The organism is Pseudomonas sp. GL-B-12 (assembly GCF_019955895.1).
GTDB lineage: Bacteria > Pseudomonadota > Gammaproteobacteria > Pseudomonadales > Pseudomonadaceae > Aquipseudomonas.
Genome location: NZ_JAHBCX010000022.1, coordinates 147148 through 166834, shown reverse-complemented (window position 1 = coordinate 166834; position 19687 = coordinate 147148). Strand labels below are relative to the sequence as shown.

Annotated in this window: 19 protein-coding genes; 11 read left to right on the top strand and 8 right to left on the bottom strand. The window is 60.6% G+C overall.

Annotated elements, in window-relative coordinates; translation table 11 throughout:
* The first annotated feature begins 25 nt into the window (after window positions 1–25).
* Window positions 26–382, top strand: coding sequence for an NADH:ubiquinone oxidoreductase (locus KGA85_RS13475; protein WP_223455232.1), 357 nt, complete (start codon window positions 26–28; stop codon window positions 380–382).
* A 15-nt stretch (window positions 383–397) separates the two neighbouring features.
* On the opposite strand, the gene zigA is transcribed toward KGA85_RS13475, so the two are convergent.
* Window positions 398–1603, bottom strand: coding sequence for a zinc metallochaperone GTPase ZigA (zigA, locus tag KGA85_RS13470; protein ID WP_223455230.1), 1206 nt, complete (start codon window positions 1601–1603; stop codon window positions 398–400).
* 142 nt (window positions 1604–1745) lie between these two features.
* Between zigA and KGA85_RS13465 the strand changes: the two genes are divergently transcribed.
* The 7 genes from KGA85_RS13465 (at window position 1746) to KGA85_RS13435 (ending at window position 7139) form a co-directional block, all read left to right on the top strand.
* The gene (locus KGA85_RS13465; protein WP_223455228.1) at window positions 1746–2123 is read left to right on the top strand and encodes a glutamine synthetase; all 378 of its coding nucleotides are present in this window, start codon (window positions 1746–1748) and stop codon (window positions 2121–2123) included.
* A gap of 145 nt (window positions 2124–2268) precedes the next feature.
* Window positions 2269–3165: a GTP cyclohydrolase FolE2 gene (folE2, locus tag KGA85_RS13460; RefSeq protein WP_223455226.1), complete on the top strand. Its 897-nt coding sequence runs from the start codon at window positions 2269–2271 to the stop codon at window positions 3163–3165.
* The gene (locus KGA85_RS13455) at window positions 3162–3833 is read left to right on the top strand and encodes a metal ABC transporter ATP-binding protein (protein WP_223455225.1); all 672 of its coding nucleotides are present in this window, start codon (window positions 3162–3164) and stop codon (window positions 3831–3833) included. Before folE2 ends, KGA85_RS13455 begins: the two co-directional genes overlap by 4 nt.
* A complete protein-coding gene (locus KGA85_RS13450; protein ID WP_223455223.1) occupies window positions 3830–4696 on the top strand; it encodes a metal ABC transporter permease in 867 nt (288 codons plus the stop codon). The genes KGA85_RS13455 and KGA85_RS13450 overlap by 4 nt, the downstream gene beginning before the upstream one ends.
* An 11-nt stretch (window positions 4697–4707) precedes the next feature.
* Window positions 4708–5583, top strand: a complete 876-nt coding sequence (locus KGA85_RS13445; RefSeq protein ID WP_223455221.1) for a metal ABC transporter substrate-binding protein — start codon at window positions 4708–4710, stop codon at window positions 5581–5583.
* Window positions 5580–6140 carry a carbonate dehydratase gene (locus KGA85_RS13440; protein ID WP_223455219.1) on the top strand — a complete coding sequence of 187 codons (561 nt, stop codon included), beginning with the start codon at window positions 5580–5582 and terminating at the stop codon, window positions 6138–6140. Before KGA85_RS13445 ends, KGA85_RS13440 begins: the two co-directional genes overlap by 4 nt.
* 120 nt (window positions 6141–6260) lie before the next feature.
* On the top strand, window positions 6261–7139 hold the full coding sequence (locus KGA85_RS13435) for a His/Gly/Thr/Pro-type tRNA ligase C-terminal domain-containing protein (protein ID WP_223455217.1): 879 nt from the start codon (window positions 6261–6263) through the stop codon (window positions 7137–7139).
* Between the two features lie 111 nt (window positions 7140–7250).
* On the opposite strand, the gene KGA85_RS13430 is transcribed toward KGA85_RS13435, so the two are convergent.
* A complete protein-coding gene (locus KGA85_RS13430; protein ID WP_223455214.1) occupies window positions 7251–7772 on the bottom strand; it encodes a DUF3617 domain-containing protein in 522 nt (173 codons plus the stop codon).
* Window positions 7773–7904: 132 nt separating this feature from the next.
* Here KGA85_RS13430 and cls point away from each other — a divergent pair, with 132 nt between their 5' ends.
* Window positions 7905–9344 carry a cardiolipin synthase gene (gene cls, locus KGA85_RS13425; protein WP_223455213.1) on the top strand — a complete coding sequence of 480 codons (1440 nt, stop codon included), beginning with the start codon at window positions 7905–7907 and terminating at the stop codon, window positions 9342–9344.
* On the opposite strand, the gene cfaB is transcribed toward cls, so the two are convergent.
* The 5 genes from cfaB to hflK (KGA85_RS13400) form a co-directional block, all read right to left on the bottom strand.
* Window positions 9341–10525, bottom strand: coding sequence for a C17 cyclopropane fatty acid synthase CfaB (gene cfaB, locus KGA85_RS13420; protein ID WP_223543165.1), 1185 nt, complete (start codon window positions 10523–10525; stop codon window positions 9341–9343). The genes cls and cfaB overlap by 4 nt on opposite strands.
* Window positions 10526–10743: 218 nt before the next feature.
* A complete protein-coding gene (locus KGA85_RS13415; protein WP_223455209.1) occupies window positions 10744–12654 on the bottom strand; it encodes a cation-translocating P-type ATPase in 1911 nt (636 codons plus the stop codon).
* Complete coding sequence (gene hflK, locus KGA85_RS13410) at window positions 12651–13709, bottom strand: protease modulator HflK (RefSeq protein ID WP_223455207.1); 1059 nt, start codon at window positions 13707–13709, stop codon at window positions 12651–12653. Before hflK (KGA85_RS13410) ends, KGA85_RS13415 begins: the two co-directional genes overlap by 4 nt.
* On the bottom strand, window positions 13706–14746 hold the full coding sequence (hflC, locus tag KGA85_RS13405; protein WP_223533984.1) for a protease modulator HflC: 1041 nt from the start codon (window positions 14744–14746) through the stop codon (window positions 13706–13708). The genes hflK (KGA85_RS13410) and hflC overlap by 4 nt, the downstream gene beginning before the upstream one ends.
* Window positions 14743–16701: a protease modulator HflK gene (gene hflK / locus KGA85_RS13400; protein WP_223543164.1), complete on the bottom strand. Its 1959-nt coding sequence runs from the start codon at window positions 16699–16701 to the stop codon at window positions 14743–14745. The genes hflC and hflK (KGA85_RS13400) overlap by 4 nt, the downstream gene beginning before the upstream one ends.
* Before the next feature lie 214 nt (window positions 16702–16915).
* On the opposite strand from hflK (KGA85_RS13400), the gene lpdA reads away from it, so the two are divergent.
* The gene (gene lpdA, locus KGA85_RS13395) at window positions 16916–18316 is read left to right on the top strand and encodes a dihydrolipoyl dehydrogenase (RefSeq protein ID WP_223455201.1); all 1401 of its coding nucleotides are present in this window, start codon (window positions 16916–16918) and stop codon (window positions 18314–18316) included.
* Window positions 18317–18438: 122 nt separating this feature from the next.
* On the opposite strand, the gene KGA85_RS13390 is transcribed toward lpdA, so the two are convergent.
* The gene (locus tag KGA85_RS13390) at window positions 18439–18912 is read right to left on the bottom strand and encodes an Lrp/AsnC family transcriptional regulator (RefSeq protein WP_223455199.1); all 474 of its coding nucleotides are present in this window, start codon (window positions 18910–18912) and stop codon (window positions 18439–18441) included.
* 145 nt (window positions 18913–19057) lie between these two features.
* Between KGA85_RS13390 and KGA85_RS13385 the strand changes: the two genes are divergently transcribed.
* Complete coding sequence (locus KGA85_RS13385) at window positions 19058–19687, top strand: LysE family translocator (RefSeq protein WP_223443659.1); 630 nt, start codon at window positions 19058–19060, stop codon at window positions 19685–19687.

Below are 19687 nucleotides of genomic sequence, written 5' to 3'. Positions count from 1 at the left end.
TCGATGATTTCTGAGGAGGTGGTGGATGCGGTTGATCGGCTTGTCGTTGCTCCTGGCACTCGTTTCAGGCGAGGCACTGGCCCAGGCTTGTGTGGTTCACAGCCAGGGCGAGCGGCTTGATGTCCAGGTTTGCCAGCAGAACCGCAACATCCCGCCAAAACTCTTCGCCGATGGATTCTGCCAACCGAACCTGGCGGGGCAGAACGTCGATGTGCAGTATGTCGATCAATGCCCCGGCGGCGCATTTGGTATTTGCAGCAACGCCCAAGTCGCCAATATGCCCTACCGACAGGATATTCACTATTACGGCGTTGCCACCGACGCGGCGTATTTGCAGCCGTACTGCGAGGCCCAGAGCCAGGGCACCTGGCTCAAGCCTTGAAGCGCCAGTAGAGGATCAGGCAACCTCTTCGTACCAAGGGCCGAATGGATCAGACAGCAAACGCCAATCCTCTACGCCCAGCGCCATTTCCTCATCGGTCAGCAGGCATGCGTCCAGTTCGGCCGTGAGTTGCGTGAAGTCGATGTTCTGGCCGATGAATACCAGTTCCTGGCGACAGTCACCGCTGTCGGCGGTCCAGTTTTTCATGATCCCGGCGGTACTTTCTTCGTCTTGCGGCCATTGGTTTTTTGGTACGAAGCGCCACCAGCGCCCGGCAAAGCCATAGCGCATCAAACCACCGGCCTGAGACCAACTGCCGGCATCCATGTGCTTGCTCGCCAGCCAGAAAAAGCCCTTGGAGCGCAGCAGTTTGCCGTTGTCCCAAGGACCGTCGATGAAGTTGAAGAAACGCTGCGGATGGAACGGCCGGCGAGCCCGGTAAGCACTGGATGCAATGCCATACTCTTCGGTTTCCGGCACGTGTTCGCCGCGCAGTTCCTGTAGCCATCCCGGTGCCTGGGCAGCCTTTTCGAAGTCAAAACGACCGGTGTTGAGAATCTTGTTCAAGGGGATTTCGCCCATCGCCATCGGAATGATTTCCGCCCGGGCGTTGAGCCGTTCAAGTATGGCGATCAGTTCCTCGCGTTGGTGGCTGCTGATCAAGTCGATCTTGCTGAGCAAAATCACATCGGCGAACTCGACCTGCTCAATCAACAGATCGGTAATCGAACGCTCGTCTTCTTCCCCAAGTGTTTCTCCTCGGGAAGCCAGGCTTTCGGCAGCCTGGTAATCGAGCAGGAAGCTCATGCCATCGACCACCGTGACCATGGTGTCGAGACGTGCGATGTCGTTGAGGCTCTGGCCGTTTTCATCGCGGAAGGTGAAGGTTTCCGCCACAGGCAGCGGTTCGGAAATACCGGTGGACTCGATCAGCAGATAGTCGAAGCGACCCTCCCTGGCGAGTTGACTCACCTCCTCCAGCAAATCTTCACGTAACGTACAGCAAATACACCCGTTACTCATCTCCACCAACCGTTCTTCAGCGCGATTAAGGCTGACATCGCGCTGGACTTCGGTGCCATCGACGTTGATTTCGCTCATATCGTTGACGATGACTGCAACCCGCAAGCCATCGCGATTACGTAGTATGTAATTAAGAAGTGTACTTTTTCCGGCACCAAGAAAGCCGGAGAGAACGGTCACGGGAAGTCGATTGGACATCTGCATATTCCTCACAGGGATGCCCGGTCGCTGTGTCGGGCTTACACAATGTTATACTGTAACAACACAAATAAACCATCTCCTCTTGCCCGGTTGGGCAAAGGACAGGATGCTGAACGCCGCTCCCCTTGTGAGAAAGCCCATGCGCAACACCCTTAAACCTGCATTGATCATGCTTTCCCTGCTGGTGGCTGCCGACGCGATGGCACAGATCCCGAGCCTGGCCAAGTGCACTCGCAGCGCCAACCTGCTGGCCTGCGTGGATGCGGATGGCAACGCCTACAGCGTCAACACCGCCGGCAGCACCATCTATCTGCGGGGTTTCGAAACGGCCGGAAAACGCTATTGGGCACAGACCAACAACCGCTACGGCCAACTTACGTTTTTCACTGGTATCGCTTCCGATGGCGAGGCCTGGGTTGGCTACAACCGGCGCGTCGGCTGGACCACGATCAACCGGTTTTCCAGCTCCGGCGGCAGCAGCGCCAAGTTCACCTGCAGCCGGATCGCTGGCTGTTAGGCCTCTTTGTTTTTCTGTTGATGGCGTGAAATCAGGCTGAGCATGTGGCGGTTGCGCATGATGAAAGTCCGCTCATGAAAAAGGCATCGTCGATTGTATTGTTATACTATAACATGTCAAATCAACTCCCACGATGGACCTGCTCATGAATGCGCTGACTCTGCCGGATATCGCCGCGCAGGCCTCACGCCAAGCCCTGCCACTGGAGTGGGTGGGCATGTGCGGCATTGCTCTTCCCGTTTTGTTTGATGGCCAACGACTGAATGCAAAGGCCGATGCCGGCGTGAGCCTCGACGATGGCAATGCACGTGGCATTCACATGTCACGGCTTTATTTGGCGCTTGAATTGCTAGAGCAGGAAAGCCTTTCACCGGCTTTATTGCGGCGGGTCTTGCAGCGTTTTCTTGAGAGCCACGAAGGGTTATCCAGCAGCGCTCACCTAACCCTTCACGCCGATTTGTTGCTGAAAAGGTCGGCGCTGATCAGTCCATTGGCAGGCTGGAAAAGTTATCCAGTCAGCATCGAAGCGCGATTTAAAAACGCAATGTTCCACGTGGAACTAAAAATCGATGTGCCTTATTCCTCAACCTGCCCCTGTTCCGCGGCCCTTTCTCGACAGTTGATTCAGCAGCAGTTCGTTGATGATTTCGCCAACAGGCCACTACAACACGCCGACGTTTTAGCGTGGCTCGGCTCCACGAACGGCATCGTCGCCACACCTCACAGCCAACGCAGCAGCGCAAAGTTGTGCGTACGGCTGGCTGATTTTTTGGACGAGTTGCCTCTGGTCGCCGTCATCAACGACGCCGAAGCCGCACTCGGCACCGCCGTTCAAACAGCGGTAAAACGCGCCGACGAACAGGCCTTCGCCCTGGCCAATGGTCAGAACCTGATGTTCTGCGAGGACGCCGCACGCCGTTTGAATCTGGCCCTGAAGCGCTCCACAGGCATCAACGCCTTCCACATTCGTGTCATCCACGCCGAAAGCCTGCACGCCCATGACGCGGTAGCCGAAAGCCGTTTCAACTGGGAGCTCGCATGATTGGCTGCCACGCCTTGCGCTGGGGCGCACCGGGGCAGCCGCTCACACCCGCGCTGGACGTCGAACTGTCGAAGGGCAGCCTGACCGCCATCATCGGTGCGAACGGCTCCGGGAAAAGCAGCCTGTTGAAGGTCATCGCCGGATTGCAAAAACCGTTGGCCGGAAAGGTGCGACTGGATGTACCCCTCAAGGGCGGTGTGTCGTTCCTGCCCCAGCAACAACATCTGGACAGGCAATTTCCGATCAGCCTTCAGGCATTGGTCGCCGCCGGTTTCTGGGGTAACAAACAGTCACCGGAGATCCGTAGCCAACGACTGAAAAACGCCCTCGAAAACTGGTGCCTGAACGGCCTGGAAGATCGACCCTTGATGGCCCTTTCCGGTGGCGAATTGCAACGCGCCCTGCTCGCCCGATTGAGCCTGACCGACGCCCCCTTGCTGTTGCTCGACGAACCCCACGCGGCCCTCGATGAACTCGGCCAGACATTGCTCTGGAAGCACATACACGAATGGCACCTCGAAGGCCGGACACTGATGATCGTGTGCCATGACCTCGCCGCCGTCTGCGAGTACATCCCACACACGTTGCTGATCAAAAGCAGTGGATGCGCATTCGGCCCGAGTACAGAACTGATCCGCCAACCACCACAAGCGCAGGTGGCCCGATGATCGCTGCCGCGCATCTCTGGCAACCGTTCCACGAGTTCGTGTTCATGCGTCGGGCGCTGCTCGGTGGTTTGCTCCTGGCGTGCAGTACGGCGCCCCTTGGGGTGTTTCTGATCCTCAGACGCATGAGCCTGATCGGCGACGCTGTTGCCCACGGCATCCTTCCCGGTGCGGCTCTGGGTTTCTGGTTTGCCGGATTGAGCCTGCCGGCGTTGACCATCGGCGGCCTCGGCGCCGGCCTGAGTATGGCCGGCCTCGCGGCCTGGATTACGCGACGCACCGGTCTGCGAGAGGACGCCAGCCTCGCAGCGATCTACCCGATTTCCCTGGCCGGTGGCGTGCTGATTCTCGGCATCGCCGGCAAACGCCTGGACCTGTTGCACCTGCTGTTTGGCTCGGCGCTGGCGGTCGACGGCCCGACCTTGACCGGCATGCTTTGGGTCTCTGGCCTGAGCCTGATTGCCATGGCATTGATCTACAAACCACTGCTGCTCGACACCCTCGACCCGCTTTTTCTGCAAACCGTCAGCCGACTCGGCCCACTGGCCCACGGCGTGTTCCTGACGCTGGTGGTGTTGAATCTGGTCATCGGCTTCCAGGCGATCGGCGCGTTGATGGTGGTCGGCCTGATGATGTTGCCTGCCGCTGCGGCGCGTTTCTGGAGTCGTCGCCTGCCGGTGCTGATCGTCGCCGCCGCCTTGCTCGGCAGTCTCTCGGTGTGGCTCGGTTTATTGATCTCGTTCTATTACTCGCTGCCCAGTGGCCCGGCAATCGTGCTGGTGGCCGGCGGTGGGTATCTGTTGTCCGTGGTGTTTGGGCCGGTGCACGGCTTGCTGCGCCGCCCGCCTTTGCTCACATCCCAATGAGGTGTTACCCGATGCGCGCTTTACTCGTGCTGTTCAGCTTGATGGTGTCGATGTCACTGTCTGCCGCCGAAAAACTTCAGGTGGTCACCAGCTTCAGCATCCTTGCCGACATGACCCGACAGGTCGGCAAGGATCATATCCAACTCACCAACATGGTCGGCCCGGACGCGGATGCCCATACCTACGAGCCGACACCGGACGACGCCAAAGCGCTGCTCAAAGCCAGGCTCATCATCAAGAACGGCCTGGGTTTCGAGCCCTGGCTGGATCGCCTGGTGACGAGCACAGAGACCCGGGCGCCGGTCATCAGCGCGAGCCACGGCGTCATCCCGCGCAGCCTGAATGAAGACGGCGAAACCGTTCCCGACCCGCATGCCTGGCATAACCTGGCGAACACCGAACTGTACATCGCCAACATCACCAAGGCGCTGATCGCCGCCGACCCGGCGAACACCGCCGACTATGAGCGCAACAGCCAGGCGTATCTGAAACAGGTCTATGCCCTGCTCGCCGAAGCCAAGGCCAAACTCGGTTCACTGCCACCGGGCAACCGCAAGATCGTGACGTCCCATGACGCCTTCGGTTATCTCGGCCAGGCCTACGGCATCGAGTTCATGGCGCCTCAAGGCCTGTCCACCGAGCGCGAACCTTCAGCCGCCGAAGTGGCCGCACTGATCACCCAGATTCGTCAGGCAAAGGTCAAAGCCGTGTTCATGGAAAACATCAAGGACGCCCGTCTGCTCAAGCAGATCGCCGATGAAAGCGGCGCGCAGATCGGCGGCACTTTGTACTCCGATGCCCTGGCGGCGAGCGGTCCGGCCAGCACCTTCACCGGGTTGTTCGAATACAACCTCAACACCCTGTACAACGCGTTGAGCAAGCCATGATCCGCAAGAACCCTTCCGGAGATTTACCGCTGATTGCCGAGTCGGCCTACGTCGACAAGACGGCGATCATCTGCGGCAAAGTGGTAGTCGGCGAGAACGTGTTCGTCGGGCCCTATGCCGTGATCCGCGCTGACGAAGTCGATGACTCGGGCGACATGCAGCCGATCACCATCGGCGCCAACTCGAACATCCAGGACGGTGTGGTGATCCACTCTAAATCCGGTGCGGCGGTGACCATTGGCGAGTTCAGTTCCATTGCCCACCGCTCGATCGTGCATGGCCCCTGCACCGTGGGCAATCGAGTGTTCATCGGCTTCAACAGCGTGCTGTTCAACTGCGTGGTCGGTGACGGTTGCGTGGTGCGGCACAACTCGGTGGTCGACGGTCGTGACCTGCCTGAAGCCTTCTACGTGCCCTCCACCACGCGGATCGGCCCCAACACCGACCTCTCGCAATACCCGCCGGTGAGCATCAGTGCCTCGGAGTTTTCCGAAGACGTGGCGCGCACCAACGTCGACCTGGTGCGCGGCTACAAAGCCCTGCAAAACGAGTTCTGACGCGGGTGGCCAAAAACAGCCATCGTGTCAGGACAAATTGCCTGGCACGACAAACGTCTTAATGTTTGCCCCTACGGTTTATGCGATAACGCTCGTTAGAAGCACGTGAGCACGCCGACCATGATCCAGATCACCCTGCCCGATGGTTCATTGCGTGAATACGATCAGCCACTGTCCGTGCACGAGGTGGCCGCCAGCATCGGCCCCGAACTGGCCATCGCGGCCGTGGCGGGAAGGGTCAATGGTGTACTGGTGGACTGCGAGTACCTGATCGAGGCGAATGCCCGGGTCAGCATCGTCACCCCCCGGGAGCCGGACGGCCTGGAGATCCTGCGCCGTTCCTGTGCATTGATGCTGGCCATGGCGGTCAAGCAACTCCATCCTCATGCGCAAATGCGTGCGGGAAAGGAGTTGGGCGACGGTTTCTTTTACGAGTTTGCAGTCGAGCAACCGCTGACCCCGGCAGACCTGCCCCTCATCGAAGCGCGCATGCAGTCACTGGCAGCGACCAATCACTCGATCCGTCGTCGGCCGGCGCGCGAAGCTATGTCGCTGTACCGTCTGGGGGACACCGAATACCAGAGCCACGGACCACACGTCCCCACCACCAAAGTCTTGCAGGCATTTGCCCTCGATCACATCAGCGGCACGTTACAACAACGGATCTACGGCACCTGCTGGTCCAGCCATCAGGAACTGCAACACTGGCGCGTTCCTCCCCACGTGGTTGTCGTGAGCATGGATGACCGCCAGGCGACTTATGCCCAAGCGGTGACCGAATCCTTACGCCAAAGGGGCGTGCGCGCCAGGGCCGACCTGCGTAACGAAAAAGTCCGCTACAAGATTCGCCAGCACAGCCAGACCGTGCCGTACCTGGTCGTGGTTGGTGAAAAGGAGCAGGCTGGGGGGTTCGTCAGTGTGCGCAGTCGCACGGGGGAGGATTTTGGCCGGATGACCGTCGAGGCGGCGTGTGAATGGTTGAGTCGGTCGGGGATCTAGGGAGGCTGGAAGGACGCCTTCGCGAGCAAGCCCGCTCCCACACTGGATCTGTGGTGTTCACAAAACCAATGTGGGAGCGAGCCTGCTCCGGGCGGCGATCCGACGAAGCTTTTAAGCTCTTGGCTTCACAGTGCCGCAATCCTGCCCCAACCAGACGGCGCGGGATTCGAGGCTGCCCTTCTGCTGAATGCCGGTGGCGTTGAACGTCCCGTTGACCTTGGTGGTGAACTCGCGATCACTGAGGAACGTCGCCACACCAGCACCCTGGGCTTTCGGGCAACTGAAACGGAACTTCCACTGATTGCCGGAGCGGTCGGTGATTTCCTGTTTGCAGCCCGACTGCGGATCGGTCAGCGGAATGTTGTCGGTCCTGACCTGTTCCGGGGTCAGGCACGCCCGGATCCCTTTGCCGCCCATGGTGATGCCCTGCTTTTCCAGCTGGGCACGCTGCTCAGGGGTCATCTGGCTCTGGAGCTGGCCCAGGATCAATTGCAGGTCCGGCATATTCTGCTCGTCGACCTTCATGTTGCTCGTGGTCAGCTCCCACAATCCTGGTTGCAGCATTTGCGCGTGAGCCGCCACAGGAAGTGCCAAACCCAGTGCCATGGCCAAACCCAGCAGACGAACGTTCATCGAGTAACTCCTGATCAGTAGTGGCCGTTAGACGTCAGCCGCCGGCTTCGGTTCATGGGCGAATTAATTAGCGACATTCTGCACGGAACATGGTCTGTTAAGCACTGAATCTTCAGGAGCAAGGCAGCCCCCATGGATTACTTCGGACCGCATATTTTCGGTTATACCATCGCCCTGTTGCACTCGCTGGGCATGATCGCGGCCATACACGCCGTGTTGACCGTCCGGACCGCCCAAGGCTCGATCGCCTGGGCCCTGTCGCTGTTTTTCATCCCTTACCTCACGCTGATCCCGTACCTGATGTTCGGCCGCAGCACCTTTGATGGCTACATCAAAGCCCGGCGGCAGGCCAACGAGGAAATGCGCAAGGCCGTTTCCGAACTCAACTGGCGACCCTGGGTAGAAGAAGCCCTCACCGCCCGCGCTTCTTCTGCCTACGCCTCGCTCAGAGCGATGCCCAAGCTTGGAAACATGCCCTGTCTGGCCAATAACCAGACGCGACTGTTGATCAACGGCCAGTCGACGTTCGAGGCCATTTTCGATGCCATCAGCCAGGCGAAAGAAGCCGTGCTGATCCAGTTTTTCATCGTCCACGACGACCGTCTCGGCCAACGCCTGCAAACTTTGCTGTTGAAGAAAGCCGCAGAAGGCGTAGCGATCTACCTGTTGTATGACCGAATCGGCAGCCATTCCCTGCCCAACGGCTACGTGCAGGCCTTGCGTGATGGCGGGGTCGAGGTCAAGGCATTTGGCCCCCGTAGTGGCTGGTTCAATCGCTTTCAGGTGAACTTCCGCAACCATCGCAAGATCGTGGTCGTAGACGGCATTCTCGGCTTCGTTGGCGGGCACAATGTCGGTGATGAATACATGGGCGAGAAACCGCCCCTGGCCCCCTGGCGCGATACCCACGTGCAAGTGCGCGGGCCAGTGGTGGCGTGCATGCAGGAGTCTTTCGCTGAAGACTGGTTCTGGGTGGCTCATGCCCTGCCACCACTGATCCTGCCCGAGGTTTATCCGGAAGACGGCGTGCTGTGCCAGTTGCTTGCCAGCGGGCCGGCAGACGCCTGCGAAACCTGTTCTCTGTTCTTTGTCGAAGCAATCCATGCGGCGACGGAGCGGGTCTGGATCACCAGCCCGTACTTCATCCCCGATGAAGCCGTATTCGCAGCATTGCGCCTGGCGGTCCTGCGCGGTGTGGATGTGCGGCTGCTGTTGCCGTCTCGGCCCGACCACCGAATCGTCTACGCCGCCTCCAGCCTCTACGCCTTCGAAGCCGTGCGCGCCGGTGTGCGGGTATTCCGTTTCCAACCCGGATTCCTGCACCAGAAAGTGGTGTTGATCGACCGTGAAATCAGCGCCATCGGCAGCGCCAACCTGGACAACCGTTCGTTCCGGCTGAATTTCGAAGTGATGTTGCTGACCGTCGACCGCGCGTTCGCCGCCGAGGTTGAACAGATGCTCAACGATGATTTCGCCAATGCCCACGAAATCGCCAAAGGAGAAGGCCGGGAGACCCACCGCCTGCAGCAGGTCGGCATGCGGGTCGCCCGGCTTATTTCGCCGATTCTCTAGAGGTAGATATCGTCACGAGTCCATGGCAGTTCATGACTGCCATCGGCGTGGGCCTTCACCGCGAGAATCTGGTGCAGGTTGATCCAGCCCCGGGCGAACGCGTAGGCGCAACCGGCCAGGTACAGCCGCCAGATGCGCAGGACTTGTTCCGGTACGAGTCTGGAGGCCGCTTCGAGGTTGTCTTCCAAGCGTTCGCTCCAGTGATCGAGCGTACGAGCGTAGTGCAGGCGCAAGCTCTCGACGTCGACGATCTCCAGCCCGGCCTCACTGATCTCGGCAGAGATCATCGACAGGTGCGGCAGCTCGCCATTGGGGAACACATATTTCCCGATGAAATCTCCGGCACCACGTCCTACCGGACGGCCATCAGTGTATTTGGCGGTGATCCCGTGGTTCATCACCAGGCCACCCTCTTTCACCGCGCCGAACAAGGTATTGCAGTATTCGGCCAGGTTGGCGTGGCCAACGTGTTCAAACATGCCGACGCTGACAACCTTGTCGAAACGGCCATCCTGGGGCAGATCGCGATAGTCGAGCAGTTGCAGTTCTACCAGGTCCTCCAGGCCCTCCGCTTTCACGCGTTCCCGGGCCAGGGCCAACTGCTCCTTGCTGAGGGTGATACCGAACACTCTCGCGCCAAATTCCCGCGCCGCAAAACGCGCCAATCCGCCCCACCCGCAACCCACATCCAGCAAATATTCTCCGGGCTGCAGGCGCAGCTTGCGGCACAGGTGACGGAACTTGGCTTGCTGGGCCTGCTCGAGGCTTTCGCTGCCGGTCTCGAAGTAAGCGCAGGAATACGCCATGTCGCTGTCGAGCCACAGCTGATAGAACGCGTTGGAAAGGTCGTAGTGGTAGGAAATCGCCTTGGCATCTGTCTCTTTGTCGTGGGCGCTACGAACGGGCTGATTGTCGTCGTTTTCGTCCAGCAACGCCTGGCTCCATTCATCGCAGACACGGATCACTTCGCTGATGGAGCCTTCGAGTTCCAGTTTGCCTTCGACAAAAGCAGCACCGAGGGCGTCCAGGCTTGGATTGGTAAACTGGGTGACCATTTGTGGGTCCTTAACCACAATAGTGACGCTGGGCGCCGGTCCCAGATTGAGTTCATGGCCATCCCAGAGTCTCAGGCGAAGCGGTAATTGCAGATTCTGTAAGGCCGGTGGAAGATGCGCGAGCATGGAGAAGCCCCCTTGTTTCAGACGTCTAAACAGAGGGTAGACCATCTTTGAAAAATAGCTGGCTATCGAATTAATAGCCGATTTCAATGATTCGCGACGCCTACACCTGCCGCCGCGAACGCACAAAATGATGTGCCCTCATCTCCAATGACTACGAACCGGGCGCACAGTTCTAAAAAGTTTAAGCCCCGTGATTACCCGATTTAGAGCATTCGCCTTCAGGTTTCGTCCTTGAGCTTGAGCAACGGCTCCTGGAACCGCAGCAAACGACCGGCATTGCCCAACACCAACAAGGTGCTGAGGTTATGCAGCAGCGCCGCAATCATCGCCCCGGCAGCGCCGAGCCAGCCGAACGCGGCGAAGGCCACGATCGCCAGGGTCCAGCCCAATCCGATGATCACATTGACCTGCAACGTCTGGCGGCACTGACGACTCAGGCGCACGCAGGTGCCGAGGCGGCGCAGGTCACTGCCGATCAGCACAATGTCAGCCGATGCCAGGGCGATGTCCGCACCGCCCGCGCCCATGGCCACACCCACCACGCCAGCCTTGAGGGCCAGAGAGTCGTTGATGCCATCGCCGACCACCATCGGCCGAAAGCCGCTGTCGATTTCCTTGAGCACGCGGTTCAGTTTGTCTTCGGGCAGGGCTTGCGCTTCGACGTCACTGATTCCGACATCCCGGGCGAGCGTTTGTGCGACGCTGTGCCGGTCACCGGTGAGCAACAACTGGCGACCCAACCCGAGGTCGCGCAACTCACCCAAGGCAAATTGCGCCTCGGGTTTGACGCTGTCGGCCAACAACAGCCAGGCGAGAAATTCACCGTTGAGCGCCAGCCCGGCAATCGGACCGTCGTGATCGGGAACCGTCGTTGTGCTGATGCCCAGTTGCGCAAACAACTCCGGCCGACCGAGCGCCGCTTCGCCCTGCTCGGTCATCGCCACCACACCCAGGCCCTGGCGCTCATGAATGTCAGAAAGCAGCAGGAAATGCTCCTGGGTCACCAACCCCGCAAGCGCACGGCTTACCGGGTGACTGCTGGCCGAGCCGAGGCTGGCGGCGAGCGTCAGGACATGACTGCGATCCTCAAGCGGACTGTCGATGGATTGCAGGCGCAAGGTGCCGAAAGTCAGCGTCCCGGTCTTGTCGACTACCAGCGAAGTCAGGTCCGCCAACTCTTCAAGGAACGCAGAACTGCGGATCAGAATCCCGTGGCGTGCCGCCACCGCCACCCCGGCTATCGCCGTGGCCGGTGCCGACAACACCAACGCACAAGGACAGGCCGCCACCAATACCGCGAGCATCGCTTGAGCGTTGTTGGTGATGAACCAGGTCACGGCAGCCAACAGCAACACCAGCACCATATAGCTGCCGGCGTAACGCTCCAGCAAACGAGTGATCGGCGGTTTCGAGCGCTCGGCGTTTTGCATCAGGGCGATGACTTTGCCGAGGGTCGACTCCTGGCCGGTACGGGTCACTTCGATTCGCAGCAGACCGTCGAGGTTGATCGCGCCACCAAACACCGACATGCCGACGCCCGCCTCCATCGGTACTGATTCGCCGGTAATGGAGGCGGTGTCCAGACTGGCCTGGCCGGATAACACCCGACCATCCGCCGGCACCCGGTCCCCGGCGCGGACCTCGACCAGGTCGCCGGCCTTGAGCGTACCGTTGTCGACTTCGATGATCGTGCCGTCCGCCTGAATCTTGCGCGCATGGCTGCGGGTCAGTTTGCCGAGGGCGTGAATCGCCTCCTGGGAACCGATCACGCTGCGCTCCTCCAGCACGTGACCGAAGATCATGATGATCGGCAACAGAGCCGCCGTCAGCAGATCCCCGGTGGCCCAGGCACCCAGCATGGCCAGGGCAATCAATTGATCGGTGATGCCGTGCAGGCTTGGATATCGCAGGCTGTACCAAGCCGAACGCATGACCGGTATGGCGACCAGCAGCGAGGCAAAACCCAGCAGCAGCTGACTGACGCCAGTCTGCTCCGGCGCCAGCCAACGCCAGATCAAGCCCAGCGCGAGCAGGCCCAATGCGAGCATGGCCAGGGTCAGTTGGCGCGCGGCGCTACGTTGTTCTGCCGAAGACAACATGCTCGGCGCGGTGGCGGTTTGCGCAGTCATTGTGCAGCTCCCTGAATGATCAGGCGGGAATCGTCTTTGGGATTGACCGTCGTGACCGAACCGGCCTGCCCTAGAATTTTCGGCAACCGCTCGCGATAAATGCGCAGCAGCATTTGCGGGTCAGTGCCCTGTTGTTGCGCCTTGGCCAGGCTCAACACAGTGGCCGTGTCGGTGGATGCTTTGGCCAGTCGTTCACTGGCTTGGGCACGGGCAATTTGTAGTGTTCTGTCGCCTTGCTCGTTGGCGGTTTGCGTCAGTTTTTCGGCTTCGGTACGCGCATTGGCCACGGCTTTGTCGGCCTGCTGACTGGCTGTCAGGACTGCATTGAAGGCATTGACCGCCGGGCTTGGCAGACTCGATTGCACATCTACACGCGCCACTTCGATTCCCAGTCCCTGCCCCGTCGCGGTGAGCTCGGCAAGACGCTGGTTGATGCCCTGTACCAGATCGCCTCGCAAGCGCTCGCGTCTTTCAGCCGCCTGACTGTCAGCGCCGATCAGCTCTGGCCGGGCGACCAGGATAGTGTCCAGATCGCGAGCGGCGGTGAGCGCCACAGCGCTGCGGGTGACTAACCGATCCAGTGCGGGCAACACATGTTCGCCTTGAAGCACGAACGCGTAAGGTTCGGTGACTTTATAGAAAACCCGGACATCCAGTTGCACCACCCCGGCATCACCGGTCAGCAGATAACCTGAGCCAGCGAGGGCATCGCTGATGGGCGTGGCAAAACTGGCCACGCGATCTGCCTGTATCGCGGCACCACTGCGCAACAGGTTGTCCACTCGACGCTCAATCACCCGATCCGCCGCCGGCAACAAAATCACCTGCTCGAACGGTTGCGGCCAGGCTAATAACAGCCCGGCATTCTGAATGCGATCCAGCGCACCGAAATGCAAAACCACCGCGCGATTTTGCGGATCAATCTGCCGCACATTGGAAAACGCCCACGCCAACGCCGCCAACACTGTCACCGCGTACAGGGCGATAAACGCCAAGCGCCCGGCCTGAATCCAGGGGCTGCTCAACTCATTTGTTCCACGTGGAACCAAACTCATGGCTGCGATCCGGACTTGTTGTCGAGGCTCGGCGGACCTTCAACCAACACCCGAAACGGTGCGGCATCGGTGCGCAGAATCAGCTTGGTTCCCGGTGTTACCACCGTGCCCAAGGTGTCGAGCGAGCGCAGCAGGTTGTAGAGCTGCGGCGACTCCGCGTAGGCGCGGCCGTAAATCTGCGCCGCTTCGACGCGCGATTGCGCTTCGATATCTGCCGCTTTCACTGTGGCATCGGCCTGCACAATTCGCGCATCACGCTCGGCGGCGGAACGAATTTGCGCGGCCTCGCGCTTGCCGATCGCCGTGCGCTCAGTGGCGATGGTTTCACGCTCGGCGCGCATCCGGTCGACCGTCGCAGTGAGCGTCACCGAAGGCAGCGTCAATCGTTCGATACCGACCTGCAATACACGCACGCCATAAGTGGCGAGCAACTGCTGATCGATTTGCTTGCGCAGTTGCGCTTCAAATTCGGCGATGCGCACCTGGCTGGCATCGGTATTGACCAGGTTCGCCAAATCAAAACTGCTGGCGGTGGTTTCCAGTGCGGAGCCGACAAAGGTACGAATCTGCCGCGCGGCTTCATCGGGCTGGTTCTGCACCGCGCGCATGAAACGTTGCACATTGTCCGGATCGCCCTGCACCTGCCACGCCACGTAGGCTTGAACGATGATGCGCAAACCGTCCCGGGTGCCGACATCCTGCAAACCGCTGGACGTGGTACGCAGCCGCAGATCCACCGGGATCGCCGCTTCGAACGGTGCCGGCCAGCGCCAACCCAGTCCCGGTTCCAGCAAGACTCGCGATGGGTTGCCGAAGCGCGTGATCACAGTGGCTTCACCCGAACGCACCTGCACCAGGCTTGCGGCGGCGACCGCAAACGCCACCAGCAATGCCGCCCACCCCATCCGACGCCATGGGAATGGACCGGCCTCCTGCGGATCGCCGTGATGATGGTGATGGCCGTGGTGATGATGCCCGCCATGGCCGTGATCGTGTCCGCCGTGGTCATCGTGATTGTGCGTATGGGACTGGCTCAATTGGCAGCTCCTGGCTGAGCGGTTTTACGCGACGGCGCAGGGTCAACCGGCAGCGTGAAAGTACGGAGGTCGATGGTTGGCGCATTGCTGCTGCCACCCAGACGATGATCGAGCACCAGCAATTTGGCGTTGGCCAAACCCTGGGACAACTGACTGAAATACTGCTCCAGCACGAAGGCCTGGCCAGCGCTGGCGTAGGCTTTCTGTTCGGCGTTGAATTTCAGGTCCGCGGCCTGGGCGCCAGCGTTGATCTCACGGGCGCTGGCCGTCGCCTGATCGCGGGCGATGCTGGCCTGCAACTGCGCCTGGTTGGTGGCCTCGGCAGCGGCGCCACGTTCACGGGCGATCAAGGCTTGCGCGCCAATCTGCGCCGCTTGCACGCCGTGATAGGCGTTGGCGGCACCAGCTGGAGGGTGAATCGCCTCGACCACCGTGGCGAGAATTTCCACGCCGCTGTCGAGTTTTTGCAAGTCAACCTGGACGGCGCGGCCGATTTCTTCGGCCAGCCCTACCCTGTCCTCGCCAAGCAAACCGTCGAGGGTGCGCGAGGCGAAGTCGTGAACCAGGATTCGGCTGGCGGTGCTGCGAATCAACATCGGCACATCGGCACTGTTATAGGTCGCGGCCAACGCCGCCTCATCGCTCAGACCGATCCGATAGACGAAGCGCACGTCCATATTGACGATCTGAAAGCTCTGCTTGTCGGCTCGGCTGCTGGCGATCACCTGGGATTTGTCGTTCACATGGCTGGCGTCCCACAAGCGATTGGCAACTACCGGGGCCGGGCCTTCGGCGGGGTCGGCCTGAGCGGGGACGGTGGTTTCGCCAACACTGGTGGCCAACTCGTGTACCACGCCATTCTCGACGCTCAACACCCGGCCCAATGGCCAAGGCAAACCCATATGCAAACCTGGGCTGAACACCTCCACTGGCTTACCGAATCGTTCGTAGATGCCACGCCCTTGCAGGGCAATTTCGTGAATGCCGGTCAGCGACCAGCCAACCAGCGACACCACCGCCAGCACCGGCAGGAACGCCCGACGCATGTAAGTGAAGGCCCAGATCTGCCGCAGATCGATGCCGAAGCGGTTATGCAATTCGTGCTGCAACGCCAGCAATGGCTGTGGCGGCCAGCGCAGCATGTCGGCGACAAAACTGCGCGCCAACAACTCTGGCTCAAGGCGTTCGCGGCGCGGGCTGAACAATGACAACACCGCGCGCAGCAACAGTTCTGCCGCCACCAGCCCCGGCAGCAGTCCGATCAACACCGCCAGGCGTACAGGCCATACCGAGGTTTCATCGGCAAACAACAGACAAAAAGCACCGAGCACCAGGCTGATGATCGCCACACGGATCAATTGCGCCAACGTAGCGGCTTCAGGCCATAGCGCGGTGTTTTCCTGCGCCAGATGGCGCTCCATCACCAACAGGCCGAACGCCAACAGCAAGAAGCACGCTGCCCCGACAGTGGCCGACAGGCCCAGCGCTGCCGGGGGCAACGTGAGGTTCCAGGCCTGTTCCACGCCCAATACCGCCAACAATGCCCAGCCGCCAAGCCACAGCGTCGGCGCGCCGATTTGCCCGAGCAAGTGCTGCGATTGCCGGCCGATGCGGTCCAGCAAGCGTTCATACCACCCCGAAGGCGCGACAGATTCGTCGACAACGACCTGCGGCACCACGGGATTCATGGCGCGGGCACGCCACTGGGCTACCCACCAGGCCGATTGCGAACCCGCCATCAACACCACAGACGCCGCGCTCAGGTTCAGCAGCAACGCTGGCCACAGTGTTTGAGACGAAAACAGCCCGGCAAACAGCGCCAGCAGCACACCCACCGTCGCGAATACGCCCGCGCCGATGGCGAACTGGCGCAAACGCCGCCCTTGAATGAACGCCTGCTGAAAGCGCGGCAACCCGGCTAACGGCGTTTCATCAACATCGAGATCGACTTGCATACCACCCCAGAGTGTCTTCGCTTACAGGACAATTCGTTACGATATAACGAAAATGGTGAAATTTCCGTATTCAAGCGCGCTATCTAAAGATGCCCATCCTGTCGCTTACCTGAAGCCTTGACCGAAATGCGGCACAACGCACATATTACGTTCGTAATTTTATCCAGGAACTACGTTTACCCATCCTTTCCCCTTTCGATCCAGGAGTACATCCATGAGCACTTATGACGTCGTGATACTCGGCGGAGGCCCCGGCGGTTACAACGCGGCGATCCGCGCCGGACAACTGGGTCTGAAAGCCGCCTGCGTGGAAGGACGCGCCACACTCGGCGGCACCTGCCTGAACGTTGGCTGCATGCCATCCAAAGCGTTGCTGCATGCCTCCGAACTGTACGACGCGGCCATGGGTACGGAATTCGCCAACCTGGGGATCGAAGTCAAACCCAGCCTCAACCTCGCCCAGATGATGAAGCAAAAAGATGAAAGCGTTACCGGGCTGACCAAGGGCATCGAGTTTCTGTTCCGCAAGAACAAAGTCGACTGGATCAAAGGCTGGGGCCACATCGACGGGCCGGGCAAAGTCACGGTGACCGATAGCGCCGGCGGCAAGACCGAACTGAGCGCCAAGGACATCATCATCGCCACAGGTTCCGAGCCCACGCCCCTGCCCGGCGTAGACATCGATAACAAACGCATCCTCGATTCCACAGGCGCCCTGGCGCTGAGCGAGGTGCCCAAGCATCTGGTGGTGATCGGCGCCGGCGTAATCGGCCTGGAGCTGGGTTCGGTATGGCGACGCCTTGGGGCGCAGGTAACAGTGGTCGAGTTTCTCGACCGGATCTGCCCCGGCGTGGACATCGAAGCCGGCAAAACCCTGCAGCGCTCCCTGAGCAAGCAAGGCTTGAGTTTCAAATTGAGTTCAAAAGTGACCAGCGCCACCAGCTCCGCCAATGGCGTTCAGCTCAGCATCGAGCCAGCCGCTGGCGGTGCCGCCGAGTTGCTGGAAGCCGATTACGTGCTGGTGGCCATCGGGCGCCGACCTTATACACAGGGCCTGGGCCTGGAGAACGTCGGCCTCGCCACGGACAAGCGCGGCATGCTCGCCAACAAAGGGCATCGCACCGAAGCCGCCGGGGTCTGGGTGATTGGTGACGTAACCTCGGGTCCCATGCTCGCACACAAGGCCGAGGACGAAGCCATGGCCTGCGTCGAGCAGATTGTCGGCAAAGCCGGCGAGGTCAACTACGACCTGATCCCCAGCGTGGTCTACACCAAACCGGAACTGGCCAGCGTCGGCAAGACCGAAGAGCAGCTCAAGGCTGAAGGCCGGGCGTACAAGGTCGGCAAGTTTCCCTTCACCGCCAACAGCCGGGCGAAGATCAACCACGAAACCGAAGGCTTCGCCAAAGTGCTGGCCGATGAGCGCACCGACGAAGTCCTCGGCGTGCATCTGGTTGGGCCGAGCGTCAGTGAAATGATTGGCGAATATTGCGTGGCCATGGAGTTCAGCGCCTCGGCCGAAGACATCGCCCTGACCTGCCACCCACACCCGACCCGCTCCGAGGCCTTGCGCCAGGCGGCGATGAATGTGGAGGGGATGGCGACGCAGATGTAAGGCAAAGGACTGGCGGTGACGGGGCCACCGCCCTCGCGAGCAAGCCCGCTCCCACATTGGTTTTGTGAACTCCACAGATCAACTGTGGGAGCGGGCTTTCTCGCGAAGGCAGGCGACTCGGTTCAGAGCGGCAAATGCTCCAGCGGCAACGACCCAGGGGCCTTCACCGTATGAATCGCAAAGTTGCTGCGAATGTCGCTCACCCCCGGCAGCTTCAGCAAACGCCCGGTGAGAAAGCGGTCATAGGCGCGCAAGTCCGGCACCACCACCTGCAGCAGAAAATCCGACTCCCCTGACACCAGAAACGCCGAAATCACTTCCGGCAATGCCGTCACCGCCTGGCGAAAGGCTTCGGCTTGTTCGTCGTTATGACGCTCGACCTTGACCCCGACAAACACCGTCAGCCCCAACCCCACTTCATCGCGATCAAGATTGGCCTGGTAGCCGCGAATAACCCCCGCCTCTTCAAGCATCCGCACCCGGCGCAAGCATGGCGATGCCGACAGGCCAATCTCGTCTGCCAGTTGCACATTGCTCAGGCGGCCATCCCGTTGCAGCGCGGCGAGAATCTTGCGGTCGTAGGCGTCGAGTTTCATGGTTTGGCAGATCCTGATGGTTCAAGCTTGATTAAGTGGCAGGTTATGCCAATACACGTCCTGATAGAAGCTGACAACGCAAGCACCTGCCCCGCCCTCCAGCCCTAGACTGGTACGACCAAATCGACAACGAACGGGGTGCAACATGCAAGGTCTCTGGCTGTTTTTCATGGCACTGGCAGTGGTCTACCTGTTGCCGGGGCCCGACATGATCCTGCTGTTGCAGACCGGTGCCCGCCAGGGCAAAGGCGCCGCGCTGGCCACGGCCGTGGGCCTGGGCATCGCCCGGGGTTGCCATGTGGCATTGGCGGCGCTGGGGCTGGCGGCACTGTTCAAGGCGGCGCCCTGGACCTTCGACGTGGTGCGCCTGGCCGGTGCCGCGTATCTGCTGTGGATCGGCATTCAGTGCCTGCGAACCACGATGCTGCCGAGCCTCACCAGCGCCGACGCAACCGGCGAAAAACCACGCTGGGGTGCAGCCATCCGACGCGGACTGCTGACCAACCTGCTCAACCCCAAGGCACTGCTGTTCTGCTCGGTGCTCCTGCCGCAATTCATCAACCCACAGGCCGGGCCGGTGCTCGGGCAATTTGCGACGTTGGGCGTGGTGCTGGTCGGTGTCGGTTTGCTGTTCGACAGCGCCTACGCTTTGATCGGCGCGGCACTCGGCCGTTGGCTGCAACGCAGCCCCTCAGCCCAGCGCCTGCAACAATGGTTGTTCGGCAGCCTGTTGATCGGTTTCGCCGTACGGCTGACCTTTGTGCAACAGGCTTGA